The organism is Clostridium acetobutylicum ATCC 824 (genome assembly GCF_000008765.1).
Lineage (GTDB): Bacteria > Bacillota > Clostridia > Clostridiales > Clostridiaceae > Clostridium_S > Clostridium_S acetobutylicum.
In genome coordinates this window covers 3,241,326-3,263,317 of sequence record NC_003030.1, presented here as the reverse complement: position 1 = coordinate 3,263,317, position 21,992 = coordinate 3,241,326, and the positions used below count along the sequence as shown (strand labels likewise).

At 32.6% G+C, this 21,992-nt stretch carries 32 protein-coding genes and 1 riboswitch; of the genes, 31 read left to right on the top strand and 1 reads right to left on the bottom strand.

The window, feature by feature from the left end; translation table 11 throughout:
* The first annotated feature begins 7 nt into the window (after positions 1-7).
* From rpsH to CA_RS15870, 31 genes are all read left to right on the top strand, one after another.
* Positions 8-406 (top strand): 30S ribosomal protein S8, encoded by a 399-nt coding sequence (rpsH, locus tag CA_RS16020; protein ID WP_010966398.1) that lies wholly within the window; start codon positions 8-10, stop codon positions 404-406.
* Positions 407-432: 26 nt separating this feature from the next.
* Positions 433-972: a 50S ribosomal protein L6 gene (gene rplF / locus CA_RS16015; protein WP_010966397.1), complete on the top strand. Its 540-nt coding sequence runs from the start codon at positions 433-435 to the stop codon at positions 970-972.
* 21 nt (positions 973-993) lie between these two features.
* Entirely contained in the window at positions 994-1,347 is a 354-nt protein-coding gene (gene rplR, locus CA_RS16010) for a 50S ribosomal protein L18 (protein ID WP_010966396.1), read from the top strand.
* Between the two features lie 24 nt (positions 1,348-1,371).
* Positions 1,372-1,869, top strand: a complete 498-nt coding sequence (gene rpsE / locus CA_RS16005; protein WP_010966395.1) for a 30S ribosomal protein S5 — start codon at positions 1,372-1,374, stop codon at positions 1,867-1,869.
* 12 nt (positions 1,870-1,881) lie between these two features.
* Positions 1,882-2,055 (top strand): 50S ribosomal protein L30, encoded by a 174-nt coding sequence (gene rpmD / locus CA_RS16000; protein ID WP_010966394.1) that lies wholly within the window; start codon positions 1,882-1,884, stop codon positions 2,053-2,055.
* Between the two features lie 23 nt (positions 2,056-2,078).
* Positions 2,079-2,519, top strand: coding sequence for a 50S ribosomal protein L15 (gene rplO, locus CA_RS15995; protein ID WP_010966393.1), 441 nt, complete (start codon positions 2,079-2,081; stop codon positions 2,517-2,519).
* The gene (gene secY, locus CA_RS15990; RefSeq protein ID WP_010966392.1) at positions 2,520-3,803 is read left to right on the top strand and encodes a preprotein translocase subunit SecY; all 1,284 of its coding nucleotides are present in this window, start codon (positions 2,520-2,522) and stop codon (positions 3,801-3,803) included.
* Between the two features lie 21 nt (positions 3,804-3,824).
* Positions 3,825-4,472 carry an adenylate kinase gene (locus tag CA_RS15985; RefSeq protein ID WP_010966391.1) on the top strand — a complete coding sequence of 216 codons (648 nt, stop codon included), beginning with the start codon at positions 3,825-3,827 and terminating at the stop codon, positions 4,470-4,472.
* Entirely contained in the window at positions 4,473-5,225 is a 753-nt protein-coding gene (gene map, locus CA_RS15980) for a type I methionyl aminopeptidase (protein WP_013913605.1), read from the top strand.
* Between the two features lie 12 nt (positions 5,226-5,237).
* Entirely contained in the window at positions 5,238-5,516 is a 279-nt protein-coding gene (locus CA_RS15975) for an RNA-binding protein (RefSeq protein WP_010966390.1), read from the top strand.
* Between the two features lie 7 nt (positions 5,517-5,523).
* Positions 5,524-5,742, top strand: a complete 219-nt coding sequence (gene infA, locus CA_RS15970; RefSeq protein ID WP_010966389.1) for a translation initiation factor IF-1 — start codon at positions 5,524-5,526, stop codon at positions 5,740-5,742.
* Between the two features lie 15 nt (positions 5,743-5,757).
* On the top strand, positions 5,758-5,871 hold the full coding sequence (gene rpmJ / locus CA_RS15965; protein ID WP_002509257.1) for a 50S ribosomal protein L36: 114 nt from the start codon (positions 5,758-5,760) through the stop codon (positions 5,869-5,871).
* Positions 5,872-5,985: 114 nt separating this feature from the next.
* Positions 5,986-6,357 carry a 30S ribosomal protein S13 gene (gene rpsM / locus CA_RS15960; RefSeq protein WP_010966388.1) on the top strand — a complete coding sequence of 124 codons (372 nt, stop codon included), beginning with the start codon at positions 5,986-5,988 and terminating at the stop codon, positions 6,355-6,357.
* Between the two features lie 28 nt (positions 6,358-6,385).
* Complete coding sequence (gene rpsK / locus CA_RS15955; RefSeq protein ID WP_010966387.1) at positions 6,386-6,781, top strand: 30S ribosomal protein S11; 396 nt, start codon at positions 6,386-6,388, stop codon at positions 6,779-6,781.
* 27 nt (positions 6,782-6,808) lie between these two features.
* Positions 6,809-7,429 (top strand): 30S ribosomal protein S4, encoded by a 621-nt coding sequence (gene rpsD, locus CA_RS15950; RefSeq protein WP_010966386.1) that lies wholly within the window; start codon positions 6,809-6,811, stop codon positions 7,427-7,429.
* Between the two features lie 63 nt (positions 7,430-7,492).
* The gene (locus CA_RS15945; RefSeq protein WP_010966385.1) at positions 7,493-8,440 is read left to right on the top strand and encodes a DNA-directed RNA polymerase subunit alpha; all 948 of its coding nucleotides are present in this window, start codon (positions 7,493-7,495) and stop codon (positions 8,438-8,440) included.
* A gap of 21 nt (positions 8,441-8,461) precedes the next feature.
* The gene (gene rplQ, locus CA_RS15940) at positions 8,462-8,806 is read left to right on the top strand and encodes a 50S ribosomal protein L17 (protein ID WP_010966384.1); all 345 of its coding nucleotides are present in this window, start codon (positions 8,462-8,464) and stop codon (positions 8,804-8,806) included.
* Positions 8,807-8,886: 80 nt separating this feature from the next.
* On the top strand, positions 8,887-9,732 hold the full coding sequence (locus CA_RS15935; RefSeq protein WP_010966383.1) for an energy-coupling factor transporter ATPase: 846 nt from the start codon (positions 8,887-8,889) through the stop codon (positions 9,730-9,732).
* Positions 9,717-10,577, top strand: a complete 861-nt coding sequence (locus CA_RS15930; RefSeq protein ID WP_010966382.1) for an energy-coupling factor transporter ATPase — start codon at positions 9,717-9,719, stop codon at positions 10,575-10,577. The genes CA_RS15935 and CA_RS15930 overlap by 16 nt, the downstream gene beginning before the upstream one ends.
* Complete coding sequence (locus CA_RS15925; protein WP_010966381.1) at positions 10,574-11,377, top strand: energy-coupling factor transporter transmembrane component T family protein; 804 nt, start codon at positions 10,574-10,576, stop codon at positions 11,375-11,377. The genes CA_RS15930 and CA_RS15925 overlap by 4 nt, the downstream gene beginning before the upstream one ends.
* 12 nt (positions 11,378-11,389) lie before the next feature.
* Entirely contained in the window at positions 11,390-12,124 is a 735-nt protein-coding gene (gene truA / locus CA_RS15920; RefSeq protein WP_010966380.1) for a tRNA pseudouridine(38-40) synthase TruA, read from the top strand.
* Positions 12,125-12,277: 153 nt separating this feature from the next.
* Positions 12,278-12,712 (top strand): 50S ribosomal protein L13, encoded by a 435-nt coding sequence (gene rplM / locus CA_RS15915; protein WP_010966379.1) that lies wholly within the window; start codon positions 12,278-12,280, stop codon positions 12,710-12,712.
* A 25-nt stretch (positions 12,713-12,737) separates the two neighbouring features.
* Positions 12,738-13,130 (top strand): 30S ribosomal protein S9, encoded by a 393-nt coding sequence (gene rpsI, locus CA_RS15910; RefSeq protein WP_010966378.1) that lies wholly within the window; start codon positions 12,738-12,740, stop codon positions 13,128-13,130.
* A 124-nt stretch (positions 13,131-13,254) separates the two neighbouring features.
* Positions 13,255-13,361, top strand: a riboswitch (TPP riboswitch).
* Positions 13,362-13,449: 88 nt separating this feature from the next.
* Positions 13,450-14,271, top strand: a complete 822-nt coding sequence (thiM, locus tag CA_RS15905; RefSeq protein ID WP_010966377.1) for a hydroxyethylthiazole kinase — start codon at positions 13,450-13,452, stop codon at positions 14,269-14,271.
* 31 nt (positions 14,272-14,302) lie between these two features.
* The gene (gene thiD, locus CA_RS15900) at positions 14,303-15,091 is read left to right on the top strand and encodes a bifunctional hydroxymethylpyrimidine kinase/phosphomethylpyrimidine kinase (RefSeq protein WP_197736829.1); all 789 of its coding nucleotides are present in this window, start codon (positions 14,303-14,305) and stop codon (positions 15,089-15,091) included.
* A 241-nt stretch (positions 15,092-15,332) separates the two neighbouring features.
* A complete protein-coding gene (locus CA_RS15895; RefSeq protein WP_010966375.1) occupies positions 15,333-15,965 on the top strand; it encodes a DUF47 domain-containing protein in 633 nt (210 codons plus the stop codon).
* A complete protein-coding gene (locus CA_RS15890; protein WP_010966374.1) occupies positions 15,958-16,950 on the top strand; it encodes an inorganic phosphate transporter in 993 nt (330 codons plus the stop codon). Before CA_RS15895 ends, CA_RS15890 begins: the two co-directional genes overlap by 8 nt.
* Positions 16,951-17,112: 162 nt before the next feature.
* The gene (gene cwlD, locus CA_RS15885) at positions 17,113-17,808 is read left to right on the top strand and encodes an N-acetylmuramoyl-L-alanine amidase CwlD (protein ID WP_010966373.1); all 696 of its coding nucleotides are present in this window, start codon (positions 17,113-17,115) and stop codon (positions 17,806-17,808) included.
* Positions 17,809-17,895: 87 nt separating this feature from the next.
* Entirely contained in the window at positions 17,896-18,738 is an 843-nt protein-coding gene (locus CA_RS15880; protein ID WP_014519031.1) for a fumarate hydratase, read from the top strand.
* A gap of 13 nt (positions 18,739-18,751) precedes the next feature.
* On the top strand, positions 18,752-19,315 hold the full coding sequence (locus tag CA_RS15875) for a Fe-S-containing hydro-lyase (RefSeq protein ID WP_010966371.1): 564 nt from the start codon (positions 18,752-18,754) through the stop codon (positions 19,313-19,315).
* A gap of 74 nt (positions 19,316-19,389) precedes the next feature.
* Positions 19,390-19,767 (top strand): citrate lyase holo-[acyl-carrier protein] synthase, encoded by a 378-nt coding sequence (locus tag CA_RS15870; RefSeq protein WP_010966370.1) that lies wholly within the window; start codon positions 19,390-19,392, stop codon positions 19,765-19,767.
* A 45-nt stretch (positions 19,768-19,812) separates the two neighbouring features.
* Here CA_RS15870 and CA_RS15865 read toward each other — a convergent pair whose 3' ends face one another.
* The gene (locus CA_RS15865) at positions 19,813-21,816 is read right to left on the bottom strand and encodes a sigma 54-interacting transcriptional regulator (RefSeq protein WP_010966369.1); all 2,004 of its coding nucleotides are present in this window, start codon (positions 21,814-21,816) and stop codon (positions 19,813-19,815) included.
* Positions 21,817-21,992: the final 176 nt, after the last annotated feature.

Below are 21,992 nucleotides of genomic sequence, written 5' to 3'. Positions count from 1 at the left end.
ACAAAATATGGTTATGACAGATCCAATAGCAGATTTACTAACTCGTATAAGAAATGCTAATGTTGTTAGACATGGAGTAGTTGAGCTACCTTCTTCAAAAATTAAGAAGGCAATGGCAAACATATTGCTTCAGGAAGGTTACTTAAAAGATATAGAGGAGTACAATGACGGAGTTGTACCAATGTTAAGATTATCCATGAAATATGGAAAAGGAAAAGAAAGAATAGTTACTGGTTTAAAGAGAATATCAAAACCAGGATTAAGAGTTTATTGCAGAAAGGAAGAAATTCCTAAAGTATTAAACGGACTTGGAATAGCAATTATATCCACATCTAAAGGAATAGTTACTGATAAAGAAGCTAGGAAATTAGGATTAGGCGGCGAAGTACTTTGCTACGTTTGGTAGTAAGGAAACAGGAGGTGTATTTTTAAATGTCGAGAGTAGGTAAACAGCCAGTTGAGATACCTAGTGGTGTAACAGTTACAGTAACACCAGACAACGTTGTTACTGTAAAGGGCACAAAGGGTCAATTAGAAAAGGCTATGCATAAAGATATGAAAATTGCAGTTGAAGATAATAAAGTTGTGGTTACAAGACCTAGTGATAGCAAAAATCACAAAGCACTTCATGGATTAACAAGGGCGTTAATAAATAACATGGTTATAGGTGTTACAGAAGGTTTTTCAAAAACATTACAATTAGTTGGTGTTGGTTATAAAGCACAACTTAAGGGTAAAAGCTTAATATTAAATCTTGGATATTCACATCCAATAGAAGTTGCAAGTATTGAAGGAGTAACTTTTGAAATTCCAGATGCAAATACAGTTGTTGTAAAAGGAATTAATAAAGAATTAGTAGGATCCGTAGCAGCTGATATAAGAACATTTAGAAAACCTGAACCATATAAGGGTAAAGGAATTAAATATAGCGATGAAGTTATAAGACGTAAGGAAGGCAAAACTGGTAAGTAGTAAGAAGGGAGTGAAAGGATAGTGTTAAACAAGGTTCAATCAAGAAAAAGACGTCACTTGAGAGTACGTAATAAAATTTCTGGTACTCCTGAAAGACCAAGACTTGCTGTATATAGAAGTGAAAAAAATATATATGCACAGGTTATTGATGATGTGAACGGTACTACATTAGTTTCAGCATCAACTTTAGATAAAGATTTCTCAGCTAAGGCTGGAAGTAATAAAGAAGCTGCTAAACTTGTAGGAGGAATCGTTGCTAAAAAGGCTTTAGATAAAGGAATAAAGCAGGTTGTTTTTGATAGAGGTGGATACATATATCACGGAAGAATCAAAGAACTTGCTGAAGCAGCAAGAGAAGCAGGATTAGAGTTCTAATATCTGAAAAAAGGAGGGAAATCAATGAGAATAGATCCTAGCACATTAGATCTTAAAGAAAAGGTTGTATTCATAAACAGAGTAGCTAAGGTTGTTAAAGGTGGTAGAAACTTCAGATTCACTGCATTAGTAGTTGTTGGAGATGAAAATGGCCACGTTGGCGTTGGTACTGGAAAATCAGCTGAAATACCAGAAGCTATAAGAAAAGGCATAGAAGATGCTAAAAAGAACTTAGTTGAAGTTGCAATTGTTGGAACAACAGTTCCTCATGAAATATATGGAGAATTTGGTACAGGAAGAGTTTTAATAATGCCTGCATCAGAAGGAACAGGAGTTATAGCTGGTGGTCCAGTTAGAGCCGTGCTTGAATTAGCTGGATTAAATGATGTAAGAGCCAAATCATTAGGTTCAAATAACCCAAGAAATATGGTTAACGCAACAATTAATGGTTTATCAAGATTAAGGACTGTTGAACAAATAGCAGCCTTAAGAGGAAAAACTGTTGAAGAAATTTTAGGATAGGAGGAGTAAGAAATGGCTAAAATTTCAATAACATTAAAAAAGAGTTTAATTGGAAGAAAAAAAGATCATATAGCTACAGTTAATGCTCTTGGACTTAAGAAAATAGGTCGTACAGTAGAGCATGAAGATACTCCTCAAATTAGAGGTATGATAAAAAAAGTTGATTATCTTTTAGAGGTAAAATAAAGATAAACGAGGAGGTGCAAATTATGAAACTTCATGAATTGAAACCTGCAGCAGGATCAAGAAAAGCTCCTAAAAGAGTTGGAAGAGGTACTGGTTCTGGCTTAGGAAGAAACGCAGGAAAAGGAGAAAAAGGCCAAAACGCAAGAAGTGGTGGCGGAGTAAGACCAGGATTTGAAGGTGGTCAGATGCCATTATATAGAAGATTACCTAAAAGAGGATTTACAAATATATTTGCTAAAACAATTACAGCAGTAAACGTAGATAGATTAAATATTTTTGAAGATGGAACAGAAGTAACAATTGATGCGCTGATAGAAAAAGGAATAATTAAAAAAGTTAACGATGGAGTTAAGATTTTAGGTAACGGAGAACTCAAAAAGAAATTAGTAGTTAAAGTTAATAAATATTCCAAATCAGCAGCTGAAAAAATAGAGGCAGCTGGGGGAAAAGCTGAGGTGATATAAATGTTATCAACCTTACGTAATGCTTGGAAAGTTCCAGAATTAAGAAAAAGAATGTTATTTACAATTGCGATGGTTCTAATTTTCAGAATGGGAAATTATATTCCCGTTTCTGGAGTAGACACATCAAAAATATTGAATTTAACAAACCAATCAGGCTCTCTTTTCGGACTTTATAATATGATGACAGGAGGAGCTTTTAGTCAATTTAGTATATTTGCAATGGGTGTTATTCCATATATTAATGCATCTATTATAATGCAGTTATTGACAGTAGCTATACCTTCACTTGAACAACTTTCAAAGGAAGGTGAAGAAGGAAGAAAGAAGATACAGAAAATCACAAGGTATATTTCGGTTCCTTTGGCTGCACTTCAATCACTTACATTTTATGCAGTAATAAGAAGTGCTGGAGCAATGCAAACTAATTCTAAGTTAAGTGTGTTCTTAATAATATTAACACTTACAGCCGCTTCAACATTCTTAATGTGGTTAGGCGATCAGATAACTGACAAAGGAATAGGAAATGGTGCATCACTTATAATATTTGTAAATATTATATCTAGATTTCCATCTACTATTTATAATATAGTTAAGTTACAATCGGCTGATACTGTGAATATAGTTGAAATTGTTGTAGTTGCTGTTATAGCTTGCGTATTATTTGTAGGAGTTGTTATAGCAAGCTTGGCAGAAAGAAGGATACCCGTACAGTATGCTGGAAAGGCAGTTGGAGGAAAAGTTGCAAGAAAGCAATCTTCTCATATTCCTATTAATATGAATGCATCATGTATTATAGCTATAATATTTGCTATATCAGTTATGATGTTTCCTACAACAATTTCTCAATTTTGGCCTACAGCAAAAATTACTAAATTTTTAACTGGAAGCGAGTATAGTCCATTTAAGCAAAATACAATACCTTATATGTTATTGTACCTTGTATTAATATTGTTCTTTACATGGTTTTATACTCAAATAACATTTAAGCCAGAAGAAATGTCTGAAAACATCCATAAATCTTCAGGTTTTATTCCAGGAATAAGACCAGGTGAACCTACAACTAGATTTATAGAAAGAGTGCTTGATAAAGTGTCAATTTTAGGTGGATTATTTGCTTCCGTTATAGCTATAGCACCTATGATAGTTGAAGCCAACGGTTCATTTCAAGGCATACATTTTGCAAGTACTGGATTATTGATTGTAGTAGGAGTTGCACTAGAAAATCTAAGGATCATGCAGTCACAATTGACTATGAGACATTATCATGGATTTTTAAATGAATAATATGTAGATTGGGATGATTAGATGAAAATAATTTTATTAGGTCCTCCAGGTGCAGGAAAAGGAACTCAGGCAAAGTTAATAAGCAGTGAATTCTCTATTCCTCACATATCAACAGGTGATATATTTAGAGCTAATATAAGTGGAAAAACAGAACTTGGAATGAAGGCTAAAGGATATATGGATAAAGGTCTTCTAGTTCCAGATGAATTAACTATAGATATAGTTAAGGATAGAATATCTAAAGATGATTGCAAAAGTGGATTTTTACTAGATGGCTTTCCAAGAACAGTAAATCAAGCAGAAGCCCTTGATAAATTTCTTGTAGGCAGAAAAGAAAAAATTGATTGTGCATTGTTAATAGACGTTCCAAGAGAAAAAATATTTAACAGAATGACAGGAAGAAGAGTTTGTAGTAAATGTGGAGCTAGTTATCACATTGAATATAATCCTACTAAAGTGGAAGGTATATGTGATCTCTGTGGTAGTCCTGTGGTTCAAAGAAAAGATGATTCAGAGGATACAGTTAAAGAGAGATTAGATGTTTATGATAGACAGACTGAGCCACTTGTAGTATATTATAGAAATGAAGCAGTTCTTAAATCAGTTGATGGTACTCAGGATATAGATAAAGTTTTTGAGGATATAAGAAATGTCTTAGGAGAGATATAGATGATTATAATTAAAAACGACACTGAAATTGAGTATATGAGGCAAGCTGGAAAAATAGTTGGGGAAACACTCAACATGCTTGAAAAGGCTGCAAAGCCAGGTGTAACAACTGCAGATTTAGATAGATTAGCTGAAGATTTTATTAAGAAATACAATGCAATTCCTTCATTTAAAGGATATGGTGGTTTTCCAGCATCAATATGTACATCAATAAATGAAGAAGTTATTCATGGTATACCATCTAAGCATAGGGTTCTACATGAAGGTGATATTATAAGTGTAGATTGTGGTGCTATTTTAAACGGATACCAAGGGGATGCTGCTAGGACTTTTGCTATTGGAGAGATATCAGAGGAAGCTGCAAAGCTTATTAAAGTGACTAAAGAGAGCTTTTTTAAGGGCGTAGAAAAGGCTGTTATCGGAAATAGACTTACAGATATATCACACTCTATTCAGGAGTATGTAGAAAGTTTTGGATACGGTGTAGTTAGAGATTATGTTGGTCATGGAATAGGAAAAGAAATGCACGAAGATCCAGAGGTGCCGAATTACGGTAGACCAGGTAGAGGACCAAAACTTGTTCACGGAATGGTGTTGGCAATTGAGCCAATGGTTGATGTTGGAACTTATATGGTGAAAACACAGAGTAACGATTGGACTGTAGTAACTCAAGATGGTAGTTTAGCTGCTCATTATGAAAATACAGTTGCTATATTGGATAACGGACCTGAAATACTGACTTTGTGTGAATAACGAGGTGAATATATGAATGAAAATTATCTTGGTAAGGTAGTTTATTCAAAAGCCGGAAGAGATAAAGATGGTTGTTTTATAATTGTTGGAGTAATTGATGATAAATATGTATATATTTCTGATGGTGATTTGAGAAAAGTTGAAAAACCTAAGAAAAAAAAGCTGAAGCACCTTTCCATTACAGATATGGTTTGTGAGGATGTAAGAGCTGAGCTCAAATCCAATTATCCCATAAGTAATTCAGCCATCAGAAAATTTCTTGAGTCAGTATGTACCAGTAAGGAGGTTTGATTACCTTATGTCAAAAGAAGATGTAATTGAGATGCAGGGTACGGTTTTAGAATCGTTACCTAATGCAATGTTTGAAGTTGAACTTGAAAGTGGTCAAAAGATCTTGGCTCATATTTCAGGTAAACTTAGAATGAACTTTATAAGAATATTGCCCGGAGATAAAGTAACAGTTGAGCTTTCACCATATGATTTAACTCGTGGAAGAATCACCTGGAGGGCAAAGTAATAAGGAGGGTTAACCATGAAAGTAAGACCATCAGTTAAACCAATTTGCGAAAAATGCAAGGTCATAAAAAGAAAAGGCAAAGTAATGGTTATATGCGAAAATCCTAAGCATAAGCAAAAACAGGGTTAATAAAGTTAATATGTGTTTTAGGACGGCTGCCAACAAAAAGGTTAAACACTTTGTTGCCTAAAACTTTATAATATAAATAATAAATATATACAAAACCAGGAGGTGTAAATGTCAATGGCGAGAATAGCCGGTATTGACCTACCAAAAGAAAAAAGAGTTGAAATAGGTCTAACTTATATATATGGTATAGGACTAACAAGTTCAAGAAAAATTATAAAAGCTACAAGTGTTAATCCTGAAACTAGAGTTAAGGATTTAACTGAAGAAGAAGTTAATGCATTAAGAGATTACATTAACAAGAACTTCAAAATCGAAGGTGATTTAAGAAGAGAAGTAGCTTTAAATATAAAGAGATTAGTTGAAATTGGATGCTACAGAGGAATCAGACATAGAAGAGGACTTCCAGTTAGAGGACAAAAAACTAAAACAAATGCAAGAACAAGAAAAGGTCCAAAGAAGGCAGTTGCTTCTAAGAAGAAAAAATAGTATAAGATAAGGAGGGAAGGAGAAAAGTATGGCTGTACAGAAAAATAAGAAAACTAGAAGAAGAAAAGAGAAAAAAAATATAGAGCACGGTTGTGCACATATTAAATCAACTTTTAACAATTCTATAGTTACTATAACTGATGTTAATGGAAATGCTTTATCATGGTCAAGTGCAGGTGGATTAGGATTTAAAGGATCAAGAAAAAGCACTCCTTTTGCTGCTCAAATGGCTGCTGAAACAGCTGCTAAAACAGCAATGGAACACGGACTTAAGAGTGTTGATGTGTTTGTAAAAGGACCAGGATCAGGAAGAGAAGCTGCAATAAGATCATTACAGGCTGCAGGATTAGAGGTTACATTAATAAAAGATGTTACTCCAATACCACACAATGGCTGCAGACCACCAAAAAGAAGAAGAGTTTAATAGAAATATAGGAGGTGTGAATATTTAATGGCTAGATATACTGGAGCTGTATGCAGATTATGCAGAAGAGAAGGTTTGAAATTATTCCTTAAGGGTGATAGATGCTATACAGATAAATGTGCATTTACAAGAAGAGGTTATGCACCAGGAGTACATGGACAGAGCAGAAAGAAAATTTCAAACTACGGATTACAATTAAGAGAAAAACAAAAAGCAAAAAGAATATATGGAGTTCTTGAAAAACAATTTAGAATATACTATAAAAGAGCTGAAAGAATTAAAGGAATATCAGGTGAAAACCTACTTAAGCTTTTGGAATTAAGACTTGATAACGTGGCTTACAAATTAGGCTATGGTAGCTCAAGAAAAGAAGCAAGACAATTAGTTACTCACGGACATTTCCTTGTAAATGGAAAGAAAGTAGATATACCTTCATATACATTAAAAGTTAATGAAGTAGTATCTGTTAGTGAGAAGAGTAGAGGAACTGAAAAATTCAAGACTTTTGCAGAAAATCCAAAGACTTTACCAGCATGGATTGAAGCAAACTATGATAATTTTGAAGCGAAAATAGTTGCAGAGCCAAATAGAGAGGATATAGATACTCCAATTAAAGAGACATTGATCGTTGAGTTATATAGTAAGTAATTTGACTGTATTCAGTTACCCTCAATATAGGTTGCCATTTTATTTTTAAGGAGGGTTATAGATATGTTGGAAATAGAAAAACCTAAAATAGAATGTGTTGAGTCTACAGAAGATGGTTCTTATGGCAGGTTTGTTGTAGAACCTCTTGAAAGAGGATATGGAATTACCCTGGGCAATTCATTAAGAAGAATACTTCTTTCATCTTTACCAGGAGTTGCCGCTAATTCAGTGAGAATTGAGGGAGTACTTCATGAGTTTTCAACTGTTAAAGGAGTAAAAGAAGACGTTACAGAATTGATACTTAACATTAAAGCTTTATGCCTCAAAATGGAAGGTGAAGATTCTAAAGTAATATATATAGATGCACATGGACCTGGAGAGGTTACAGGCGCTGATATAAGAACTGATGGATCTGTAGAAGTTATCAATAAGGATTTACATATAGCAACTCTCGATGAAGATGGAAAGCTATATATGGAAATTGAAGTTAACAGAGGCAGAGGTTATGTTACTCAGAATAAGAATAAAAGAGATGACATGCCTATAGGAACAATAGCAGTTGATTCAATATATTCTCCAATCAAAAGAGTGAATTTCACTGTTGAAAATACAAGAGTTGCTCAAATAACTGATTACGACAAACTCACCATAGAAGTATGGGGAAATGGTACTATAAGACCAGAAGAAGCAATTAGTTTGGCAGCAAAGATACTTATAGAGCATTTTAAATTATTTATGACTCTTACAGATCATGCAGATGATGTGGAGATAATGGTAGAAAAAGAAGAAGATAAGAAGGAAAAGGTTCTTGAGATGACTATCGAAGAACTTGATCTTTCAGTTAGAAGTTATAATTGCTTAAAGAGAGCAGGAATAAACACTGTTCAAGAATTAACTCAAAGATCCATGGAAGATATGATGAAAGTTAGAAACCTTGGAAGAAAATCTTTAGAAGAAGTTGAACAGAAACTTAAAGCTTTAGGATTATCATTAAAGTTAAATGATGAATAGTTAAAGTAAGGAGGTATAGGCATGGCATCAGGTTATCGTAAATTAGGTCGTCCTACTGACCAAAGAAGAGCAATGCTTAGAAATCTAGTTACTAGTTTTTTAAAGCATGGTAAAATAGAGACTACTGTAACAAGAGCAAAAGAAACTAGAAGTTTAGCAGAAAAAATGATCACTCTTGCAAAGAGAGGAGATTTACATGCTAGAAGACAAGTTCTTAGCTTTGTAACAGAAGAAACAGTTGTTAAAAAATTATTTGATGAAGTTGCTCCAAAGTACAGCGAGAGAAACGGTGGATACACTAGAATCTACAAAATGGGACCAAGAAGAGGCGACGGAGCAGAAATTGTTATACTAGAATTAGTGTAGTTACTAATTTAAAGGGATTAAGCTAGCTTAGTCCCTATTTTAATAAATAAATAAACTGCTTTGCAAGTAGAGGTGTTCGTATGTATAATAAAATGGTGGAATGTAAAAATGTAGTATATCAGTACAAAAATGAAGACGAATCTAAGAATACCACTGCAGTTAATGATGTTACCTTAGAGGTAAATGAAGGAGAATTTTTAGTTATATTAGGAAGAAATGGTTCTGGTAAGTCAACACTTGCTAAACATTTAAATGCCCTTTTGGTGCCTACTGATGGAAAGGTAATAGTTGAAGGGCTTGATACTTCAAATGAAGAAGATGTATGGACCATAAGAAGTAAGACAGGTATGGTATTTCAAAATCCGGACAACCAAATAGTAGCTACAATTGTTGAAGAGGATGTTGCATTTGGACCTGAAAATTTAGGTGTTAAACCATCAGAGATAAGGGAAAGAGTAGATAATGCTCTTAAGAGTGTTGGAATGTATGAGTACAGAAAGCATGAACCTCATTTATTATCTGGTGGTCAAAAGCAAAGGGTAGCTATTGCTGGTGTTTTAGCTATGCATCCTAAATGTATTGTATTTGATGAGTCCACTGCTATGCTTGACCCAAAAGGAAGAGAAGAAGTTGTAAATACTATAATGGATTTAAATAAAAATTCTCATATAACTATAATTTTAATAACACATTATATGGAAGAAGCGATTAATGCAGATAGAATAGTAGTAATGGATAAAGGAAAAGTTATAAAAAGTGGAGTTCCAAGAGAAGTTTTCAAAGATGTAAAGACAATGAAGGAAATAGGACTTGATGTACCTCAAATGACAGAACTTGCATATGAACTAAAAAAAGAAGGTATTAATGTTAAAGATGATATACTTACAATAGATGAGATGGTGAATGAATTATGCCGATTAAAATAGAAAATTTAACATATACTTATATGCCTGGGACACCTTTTGAAAAGAAAGCACTTGATAATGTAAATATTACAATTGAGGATGGTGAATTTGCAGTATTTATAGGTCATACAGGCTCTGGAAAATCAACTTTGATTCAACAGATTAATGGACTTTTAAAACCCACTTCTGGAAGTATTTTTATTGATGATGTGGATATAACGGATAAATCAGTTAAACTTAATGATATAAGAAAAAAGGTTGGACTTGTATTTCAATATCCTGAATATCAGCTCTTTGAGGAGACAATAGAAAAAGATATAGCGTTTGGTCCTAGAAATATGGGATTAAGTGAAGAAGAGGTTTCTACAAGAGTAAAAAAGGCGATGAAAATGGTTGGACTCGAGTATAATGACTTTAAAGATAAATCACCCTTTGAATTAAGTGGTGGTCAGAAAAGAAGAGTTGCTATTGCTGGAGTAGTTGCCATGGAGCCTAAGGTTTTAATACTGGATGAACCGACAGCTGGTCTTGATCCAAAGGGGAGAGATGATATTCTCTATGAAATAAAAAAGCTTCAGAAAGAATATAAGATGACCATAATTCTTGTATCCCATAGCATGGAAGATGTTGCAAAAGTAGCTGATAAGATTTTTGTCATGTATGATTCAAGATGTATATTAAGTGGAAATTTGGATGAGGTTTTCAATGAAATAGATACACTTGAAAAAGTAGGTCTTGCTGTTCCTAAGGTTACTTACCTTGTCAGGAAGCTTAGAGAAAAAGGCTTCGATATATCTAAGGATATATTTACGATTGAAGCAGCAAAAAAGGAAATTCTTAGAGTATTGGAGAGTGCTAAGAGATGATTAAGGATATAACGATAGGACAGTATATACCTGGAAAATCATTCATTCATAAACTGGATCCTAGAACAAAAATTTTACTGTCTCTTGTTTATATAGTTAATTTGTTTTTAATAGATAAATTTAAAGGATATATTTTTATAACAGCTTTTACGCTTTTTATAATTTTTATATCTGGTATTAAAATGAAATATATCTATAAAAGCTTAAAGCCTATATTATTGCTTATAATATTTACTGGGGCATTAAATATCTTTATGACACCAGGAGCTGCGGCACCCTTATTTCATTGGAGCTTTATACATATATACAAGGAAGGGCTCGTTTTAGCAGCATTTATGTCTATAAGATTAATATTTCTCATAATAGGTACGTCTATGCTTACATACACGACCTCACCAATTGAGCTCACAGATGGAATTGAGAAATTGTTGACCCCATTTTCAAAAATAGGACTTCCAGCACATGAATTTGCAATGATGATGACAATAGCTCTCAGATTTATACCTACTTTAATAGATGAAACGGATAAAATAATGAAGGCACAAATGGCAAGAGGTGCAGACATTGATTCTGGAAACATAATAAAGAAAGCCAAAAGTCTTATACCTATACTTGTACCTTTATTTATAAGCTCATTTAGAAGAGCAGATGAGCTTGCAATGGCAATGGAATCAAGATGCTATAGAGGCGGAGAAGGAAGAACAAGAATGAAGCAGTTAAAATTTACCTCACGGGATTGTGTAGCAGTATTTTTCAGTGTAGTTTTAGTTGGAGTTTCAGTTTTAAGCAATTACTTATAAATAGGTGTTATTATGAAAAATGTTAAATTGACATTAGAATATGATGGTACTAACTATTGTGGATGGCAAAAGCAAAAGAATGTTGTTACTGTTCAAGAAGAGGTAGAGAAAATAATAGGTGAAATAACAGGAGAGAAAATTGATGTTATTGGTTGTAGCAGAACTGACTCTGGAGTTCACGCAAAAGCCTATACATGCAATTTTAAGACAAACACAGTTATACCGCCTGAGAAGTTTTATCTCGTACTAAATTCAGTATTGCCAGATGATATAGTAGCTCTCAATTCTGAGGAAGTACCAATGGATTTTCATTCACGTTTTGATAACAAAGGAAAAACTTATAGCTACACCATTTTAAATAGACTACAAAGAGCAGCTATTGACAGAAATTATGTTTATCAATATGGGCATAAATTAAATTGTGATCTTATGCGTGAGGCAACTAAATATATTTTGGGAACTCATGACTTCACATCATTTAAGAGCACGGGCAGTAAAGTTAAGTCTAATATTAGAACCATATATGAAGCCAGAATCGTAGAGGATGAGAATAAAGTAATTTTTTATGTTACGGGTGATGGTTTTTTGTACAATATGGTGAGAATAATAGTAGGAACACTTTTAGAAGTAGGAGAAGAAAAGATAACTCCTCTAAATGTGAAAACTATTGTAGAATCAAAGGATAGGACAAAAGCAGGAAGAGTCGTTCCAGCTAAGGGGTTATGTCTTGAAAAAGTTATGTATTAAATTATATTATAGTGAGCGTGATTATTGACATGACTGCCAGGTTATAGTATAATTTAAATGTTTGTTAAATGATTAAAAGATCCACTAGCCCCGGATCTTAGACATAGAAGAAACTCGTAGAATAGAAACAGATTTGTTGAAGGAGGAAAAACCATGAAATCGTACTTAGCGAAACCACAGGAAATCGAAAGAAAATGGTATGTTATTGATGTTGCAGGTAAGCCACTTGGAAGAGCTGCAAGTCAAATAGCTTCAATTTTAAGAGGAAAAAATAAGCCAATATACACTCCAAATGTTGATACTGGAGATTACGTAATAGTTTTAAATGCAGAAAAAGTTCTTTTAACAGGAAAAAAAGCAGATCAAAAAATGTTTAGACACCATACTTTATATCCAGGTGGATTAAAGGAAATGTCATATAAAGATGCAATTGCTAAGAAAGCTGACTTCGTATTCTATGAAGCAGTTAGAAGAATGCTTCCAAGCGGTGTATTAGGAAGAAAAATGATTAAGAAATTAAAAGTATATAAAGGCGAAGAGCATAATAATGAAGCTCAAAAACCTGAAGTTTTAGAGTTGAAATATTAATTAAACGCCGGAAGGAGGATTTAAAATGGCAAAAGTACAATATATGGGAACAGGAAGAAGAAAAGAAGCAGTAGCTAGAGTTAGACTTGTACCTGGTGAAGGTAAAGTTGTAATAAATAAGAGAAGTGCAGAAGATTATTTTGGACTTGAAACTTTAAGATTTATAGTTAATCAACCTTTAAATCTTACAGGAACTAAAGGAAAATTCGATGTTTTAGTTAATGTACATGGTGGTGGATTCACAGGCCAGGCAGGAGCTATAAGACACGGAATTTCAAGAGCTTTATTAAAGGCTGATGAAACTTTAAAAGGTGAACTTAAAAAAGCAGGATTCTTAACAAGAGATCCAAGAATGAAGGAAAGAAAGAAATACGGTCTTAAAAAGGCAAGAAGAGCACCACAATTCTCAAAGAGATAGTCTATATTACATATGGATTAATAGAAAGCTTACAATTTGTAGTGTTTCAAAAGTTGTGGGAAATGTTAAAAGGATGTTGTTATCACTAGCAGCATCCTTTTATTTAATTAAATAGGTATAACTTAATATTTTTCAGGGGAGCTTGTTTTCAGGCTGAGAGGAAGTAATTGAACTTCGATCCATATACCTGATTTGGATAATGCCAACGTAGGAAATAGGTTACTTGATTTACTGGAGAGAATGCCAAAGGGTATTCTCTTTTTTATTTTAAGGAAAAGTAATTTATATATTAAAAATACAATTTTTGGAGGGATGAAAAATGCTTAAGGAAAGACTTGAAAATGTGAGAGGGACAAATCCTTTGATACATAATATAACAAATTATGTTACTGTTAATGATTGTGCAAATATTCTTCTTGCCTGCGGGGCTTCACCGATTATGGCAGATGATATTGGGGAGGTAGAGGAGATTACATCCATTTGCAGAGGGCTTAATATTAATATAGGTACTCTTAATGAAAATACTATTGAGTCAATGCTTAAAGCTGGAAAAATGGCGAATAAGTTAAAGCATCCAGTTATTTTAGATCCTGTGGGAGTGGGTGCTTCAAAACTTAGACGTCAAACTGCTTTAAAATTGCTTGAGGAGGTTAAATTCACTGTTATTCGTGGAAATATCTCTGAGATAAAGGTACTTGCCTTGGGTCAAGGTATAACTAAAGGTGTAGATGCTGATGTCAATGATAAAGTAAAAGATGATACATTAGATAATGTAATTAATTTTGCTAAAGGATTTTCTAAAAAAACGGGTGCTGTGATTGCAATTACAGGAGCCATTGATATTATAGCTAATGAAAGCAAGGCGTATGTTGTAAGGAATGGTAATCCTAATATGAGTAAAATTACTGGTACAGGTTGCATGTTAAGCGCAATGACAGCAGCATATATAAGTGCGAATGTTGATAGTCCATTAGAAGCAACCTTAGCTTCGGTTTGTGCTATGGGGATTTGTGGAGAGCTTGCATATAACAGACTGTCTAAAAGGGATGGCAATTCTTCTTACAGAAATTATATTATCGATGAAGTTTTTAATTTAGATGGTGATAAATTAGATGATGCTGCAAGGTATGAAAGCTATTAAAATTATGTAAGGAAATGAGGTTTTGAAGTTGATTAAAAAGATATTAACTATTGCGGGTTCAGACTGTAGTGGTGGAGCAGGTATTCAAGCTGACATCAAGACCATTACAGCACATAAAATGTATGCAATGAGTGCCATTACAGCATTAACTGCACAAAATACAACAGGAGTTTATGGAATCATGGAAGCGACTCCAGAATTTGTTGAAAAACAGCTTGAGTGCATATTTACTGATATTTGTCCAGATGCAGTAAAGATAGGGATGGTATCTAGTGGTGAAATCATTAATGTTATAGTAAAAAAGCTTAGGGAATATAAAGCAGAAAATATAGTAATTGATCCTGTTATGGTAGCTACTAGTGGAAGCAAACTATTATCTGATCAAGCTATGGAAAAACTTATAACATGTCTTTTGCCGCTTGGAACTTTAATAACTCCAAATATACCTGAAGCTGAAGTGCTCTGCGGCTTTAAAATTAAAAGTGAACAGGATATGGTAAGAGCAGCAAAGAAAATTTCTGAAAAAATTAATGTAGGAATTTTAATTAAAGGTGGGCACTTAGTGGATAATGCAACTGATTTATTTTATAAAAATGGATATATTGAGTGGTTTAAATTAGAGAAAATAGATAATCCTAATACACATGGAACAGGGTGTACTCTATCGTCGGCTATTGCTTGTAATTTAGCACAGGGCATAAGTATTAGCGAAAGTATTAAAAATGCAAAAGAATATTTGACAGGGGCACTTAGAGCAGGACTTGATTTAGGAAAGGGTTCAGGTCCTCTTGAACATACCTATAAACTAAAAAATTGGTGAAATTCAAAGATTAAAAGGAGAGGTGGTAATTCCACCTTTTTGTTAATTTAGTAATATATATATATAGTGATTACATAAGTAAATAATAGGATGATTATTTTATCTTCTATATTTTATTGCAGTATGATATAATATTATGGGTTATGTTGTTGGTTTATAGGGGTTAAAAATGAGATTAAAGCTTTAGGTTATAATGTTTAAATTACTAAATAAAAAATATAAATATTGTAGGAGGAGTATTATGTTTAGTTTATCCCCAAAAGATGATAAATTTTTTGACCTTTTTATTGAAAACTCAAATACTATCTATGAAACTTCTTTATTATTTAGAGATTATGTAAATAATCCAGAAGATAGCGAGAACAAATTGAAAGTTATAAAAGATATGGAACACAAAGGCGATCATCAGCAGCATAATATTATAAACGAATTAAATAAAACTTTTGTAACCCCATTTGACAGAGAAGATATTTACAGTGTCGCTACACTTATGGATGATATTATTGACCTTATGGAAGCAAGTAGCAGTAGATTTGTAATGTTTGATGTTCATAACACTACAGAAGAAGCTAAATTTCTTGCAGAATTAGTTGTTAAAGCAGCTGAAGAAATTATAACCTTAATGACTGAATTTAAGAACATGAAAAAAAGTAAAAAATTGCAGGAATGTATAGTAAATTTAAATAAAATAGAAGAAGAAGGGGACTTGAATTTCAGAAGAGCAGTAAGAATCTTATTCACAGAATACACTGATCCGAAAGATTTTCTTCATGTAATAAAGTGGAGAGAGATATATCAATATATGGAAAGAACTTTAGATGCATGCGAAACATTAGCTAATGTTATAGAAGGAGTTGCTATGAAGAATGCTTAATTCTGCTGTGCTTATAACAATTATTATTGTAATTTTGGCTATATCATTCGATTTTCTTAATGGTTTTCACGATAGTGCTAACGCTATAGCAACATCAGTTTCAACAAGAGTTTTAAGCATGAAATCTGCAGTTATTATGTCTGCTATTTTGAATTTTTTAGGAGCATTCATGAGTGATAAGGTAGCTAAAACTGTTGGAGATGGTATAATAGATCCTTCTAAAATAGTACCTAGTGTTATAATAGTTGCACTTATTGCAGCGATTATATGGAACTTAATTACATGGTATTTGGGAATACCAAGTAGCTCTTCTCATGCACTTATAGGTGGACTTATTGGTGCAGCAGTAATGTATAAGACTAGCTTTGGTGTTGTAAATTGGATTGGATTCTTTAATAAAATAGTACTTTGGTTATTTTTATCACCTGTAATAGGTTTTGTTGTTGGATATATATTTATGATATTAATTGAGTGGCTATTTCATCGCTCTAAACCCGCATTTGTAAGCAGAGTATTCTCTAAAGCACAAATTGTATCAGCTATGCTTATGGCTTTAAATCATGGTGGAAATGATGCACAAAAATCAATGGGTGTAATAACAATGGCACTTATGAGTTCTGGTCTTCTTAGCTCCTTTACTGTGCCGGCATGGGTTAAAGCAGCATGTGCAATTGCAATGGCATTTGGTACATCCTTTGGAGGCTATAGAATTATAAAAACTATGGGTATGAATATGGCTAAATTAGCGCCTGTAAATGGATTTGCTGCAGAAACAGGTGCAGCCGCTGTAATATTTTCAGCTACCATGTTCCATGCTCCAGTAAGTACAACACAAATAATTTCAACATCAATAATGGGTGTTGCCGCATCTAAAAGAATATCCTCAGTAAGATGGATGGTTGCAAAGGATATTCTTATAGCATGGATTATAACTATGCCAGTATGTGCGGGTATTGCAGCATTATTAGCACTTTTTATAAGATAACTTGATAATATTATAGTACATAGAAGTTAATATCAATCTATGCAATGTTAAATGCATATTAAAATATACGAAACTCCTTAACATTTTAGTTTTAAAGCGAATATTTTTAGTTTTTTTGCCAAAAATATATATAAAATTAAACAGTGTTAAGGAGATAATAGTATGTTAAAAAGAGATAATTTTTTTAAGGTGTTTATAAAAGTTTTCAGCGTTTTTATAGCTGTAACTTTTGTATTTTCAGTAATGCCTAACAATGTAAATGCAAAAACGGGAAAAAAAATTATACTGATAGATCCAGGGCATGGAGGTATTGATGGCGGTGCTAATTTAAAGGATGGTACTTTGGAAAAGGATATAAACCTTGCAATAGGATTAAAACTTAAGAAAAACCTTGAAAAAAAATATAAGGTTGTTATGACAAGAGAAGAAGATAAAGGACTTTATTCCGAAAATACTAGTACCATAAGAAAGAAAAAAGAAGAGGATTTAAATAACAGATGCAAACTTAAGAGTACTTCAAAGTGTGATGTTTTTTTAAGCATTCATCTAAACATGTTTCCGCAGTCGCAGTACAATGGAGCGCAGGTTTGGTATGCTAACAATGATGCAAGTAAAAAACTAGCAGGTATACTTCAGAGTAATTTTAAAGAAAACCTTAATAAAAATAATAAACGAAAAGAAAAGGTTTCAATTAATGATTACAGAGTATTAAGAAATAGCGGAGAAGTTCCGTCTGTTATTATAGAATGTGGATTTCTTTCTAATCCCGATGAAGCTGCTAAGCTCAAAGATGGAGGCTATCAGCAAAAGTTAGCAGATACTATTGAACAATCATTAAATGAATTTTTTAATAAATAGAATATGTACTATTTCAAAATAAAGGCTTGATATGTCTTTATTTTGTTTTATCTTATGGGTATAATAAAATTTGAGAAGGTGTTGTATATGCGAGAAATAGATTCAAAAGTAATAACAGAAGTGGTAAAGAAATTATGCATAGAGACGAACTATTATTTACCACAAGATATAAAAGAAAAAATAAATAAGTATTATGAAGAAGAAGAATGGGATATAGCAAAAGATGTGCTAAATAATATAAAAGAAAATATCGATATATCTTATGACGAAAATGTACCAATATGTCAGGATACTGGTATGGCATGTGTTTTTTTGGATATAGGACAAGAGGTTCATGTAATAGGAGAGTTAATTGAGGACGCTGTAAATGAAGGTGTAAGACAAGGATATAACGAAGGTTATTTAAGAAAGTCGGTAGTTAAAGATCCTTTAAGAAGGGTAAATACCAATGACAATACTCCAGCAATAATACATTATAATATAGTTAAAGGTGATAAAATAAAGGTAACATTAGCACCAAAGGGGTTTGGCTCTGAAAATATGAGTAAAATAAAGATGCTTAAGCCTGCAGAGGGAATTGAAGGTGTAAAAAAATTTATTTTGGATACTGTTGAAGAGGCTGGACCTAATCCATGCCCACCTATGGTGGTTGGAGTTGGCATTGGAGGTACTTTTGAGAAAGCCGCGTTTTTAGCTAAAAAAGCACTTATAAGGCCTATAGATGTACATAATGAAGACGAGTTTTATAAAGAAATAGAAGAAGAAATGCTATACAAAATAAATAAGCTTGGAATAGGACCTCAAGGATTTGGAGGAAGAACTACCGCTATTGGCGTAAATATAGAAACCTATCCAACACATATAGCAGGTCTTCCGGTTGCTGTAAATATTAGTTGTCATGTAACTCGTCATAAAAGCGAAGAAATTTAGGGAGGCTTTTATTATGGAAAAATTAATAACTTCTCCAATTAGACAAGAAGAAATACAAGATTTAAGAGCTGGGGATAGAGTGCTTATAAGTGGATACATTTATACAGCAAGAGATGCAGCGCATAAGAGACTTATAGAACTTCTAAACGAGGGAAAAGATCTTCCTATTGATATTCAAAATCAGATTATATACTATGCTGGGCCAACACCTGCAAAACCAGGGAAGGTAATAGGATCTGCTGGTCCTACAACTAGTGGTAGAATGGATGCATTTGCTCCAAGGCTTCTTGATATGGGTTTAAAGGGCATGATAGGTAAAGGAGCAAGGTCAAAGGAGGTTGTTGAATCTATTATTAAAAATAAGGCAGTGTATTTTGGAGCAGTAGGGGGAGCAGCTGCACTTATTTCAAAATCTATAGTGGAATCTAAAATTATAGCTTACAGTGATTTAGGATCTGAGGCTATAAGAAAGCTTAAAGTAATAAAATTTCCTGCAGTAGTTATAATTGATACCGTTGGAAATAATCTTTATGAAATAGGAAGAAAAAGTTACCTGGATAAATTTGTGCACGAATAAAATACTCAGTGGTGAAATAGTTACAGGAAACCTTGAAAGGAGTATAGTAGAGAAGTTACTTCTCGTCAATTACTATGGGTGATAATAATATATTAGAACAAAATGATACTAAAAATTCTTTGAGGAGATTTCTTTTAGATAAGTATAAAATGACAGTAGTAGTTGTGTCAGTAGATCATGTAGGTATTAATGGTAATAATTATTCAATTGATACGACAGTTGACAAAATAAGTACCACAATTTCGCAAAAATTTGTAACTACAGTATTTCTTAAGATTATAAAGATCATAGAAGAAGTACCTGTGATATTTATAGTTATTGATGAAGATTCATCTAGAGTAGCAAATGTAATAAAAGACATAAAGGAAAGAAATTTTATCAGAGCATACATGGATGTAGAGGTCTTTGATAGAAATGAAGAAAGTGTTTTAAAAGAAAGAATAATGGGATAAACAATAATCACGGGGGTTTGAAAATTTCAAAACCCCCGTAATTAGCTATTGAACATCTATATTATACTTTTTACATTTTAAAGATACAGTTCTATGAGTTATTCCTAGAATTTTTCCAACCTTATTGTAGCTTTTATATTTTTTCATAGCGATAGTTAAAATTATTTTTTCATAGTCTTCTAATTTTAAAAGTGGACTATTATCATCAATCTTTACAATGTCGTTTTGAGGAGCAATATTTGTTATATAAAATGGTAGGTCCTTCAACATTATTACTCCATCGTCGCACATGTTTATAGATCTTTCTATAATATTTTCAAGTTCTCTTATATTTCCCGGCCAGTTATAATTCATAAAACATGAAAGACAACTTTCTTCAATTTTCTTTACCGGTTTATTGAGTTTTTTACTTATGTTATTTATAAAGTGCTCAACTAAAAGATTTATATCTTCTTTTCTTTTCCTTAGAGGGGGAAGAAATATGGAAAGTACGTTTAATCTATAGTATAAATCTTCCCTAAACTCACCAGTTTTAAGCATTTCTTCAAGGTTTCTGTTAGTTGCGGCTATAATTCTAACATCTACCTTTTGGGTTTCAATACCACCAACGCTTTCAAATTCTCGTTCTTGAAGTACTCTAAGAAGTTTAACCTGCATTGATTTAGGTATATCACCAATTTCATCGAGAAATATTGTTCCTGTATTTGCTATAGCGAATTTTCCAGGTTTAGACTTAACAGCACCTGTAAAGGCACCTTTTTCATAGCCAAAAAGTTCACTTTCTATTAAATTTTCAGGTATTGCAGCACAGTTAACTCTTACAAATGGCTTGTCCTTTCTTGGGCTTCCATTATGAATAGCTTTTGCGATAAGTTCTTTACCAGTACCACTTTCGCCTCTTATCAAAACTGTAGAAGTTGAATCTGCTGCCTTATCAGCTGTTATAAGAACATCTCTAAGAGAGCTGCTGTTGCCTATTATATTATTAAAGGAAGCACTAAGCTTATTGTGTCTTTTAAGCTCATCCTTATAGTAATTAAGTTCTTCCTCTGATTTTTCAAGCTCTTTTGCCATTTTTATAATCTCATCTGCTTCTTTAGAAATTGAGATTACACCTTTGAAGGTTTCTCCTATAAAAATTGGCACAACTGTACATATGATACCTACATTATTTTTAGTATAGACTACATTTTCAATAGGCTTTTTTGAGTTGAAGACTTTCATTCTATATCCATCAGGTGAAATTTTCATAAGGTCTTTTCCAAGTACATCCTCTGATTTAATGTTAAGGCATTTTTCGTAAGTTGGATTTATGTAAGAGATTTTTCTGTTTTCGTCGATAAAACATATTAGATCATGGGAAGTTTCTAGTATTTTTTGAAAGCGTTCGTTAAGCTCTTTTATGCCTACCAGCTCTGAAATATCTTGAAATACACATAAAGCGCCAATAACATTATTGTTTGAGATTATAGGGCAGCAGTTAGATATTACTATATGTTTGTTTATGTGTTGAGTTTTTCCTAGCTTTTTCTCTTTAGTTTTTATAACAAGAGGAGTATCTGAAGTTGGAATAATATCTAATACTGGCATACCAATAACACTTTCAATGTTTTTATCCATAATGTTAAGAGCGTAGTCATTTATAGAAGTTATATTGCAATTTATGTCTACCACTATAATACCCATAGGTATGTTTTCAAGTACATTTTCATTGACTAATGTACTTTCTTCAATTATTGCATCTATATTTGAAAAAGACTTAATATTCTCACCGAGGCTTTTAGTTATATAATTACTCAACTCTATAACAGCCCTTTGACCATTTGTAGTATCTTCGAAGCAGGAAATTTCTACAAGTTCATTTTCTTTGATTTTAAGAGAAAGTAGTGCCAGCATACTTATTGCAATTGGTTCTTTAGCGTTCATTTGCTTTACATATAAATTAATACCGTATTTTTCTTTAAGCTTAGATGCTTCGTGAACTATCATTGCTGCAATTCTAGTGTGAACTCCGTTTTTAATATTTACTGTAATACAATTTTTAAACATAGCAATCCTTTCTTATGAATGCATTTTAAAATGATAAAGTAGTTTATTTTAAAATTATTGATAAAAATAATCAAAATTCCTAAAAAGGTATGATAATTTTTATCAAGTATATTGTACACCTAAAATAGAGGAATAGCTATATAAATTTTGGTGAAAATAAATATAAAACCAATAAA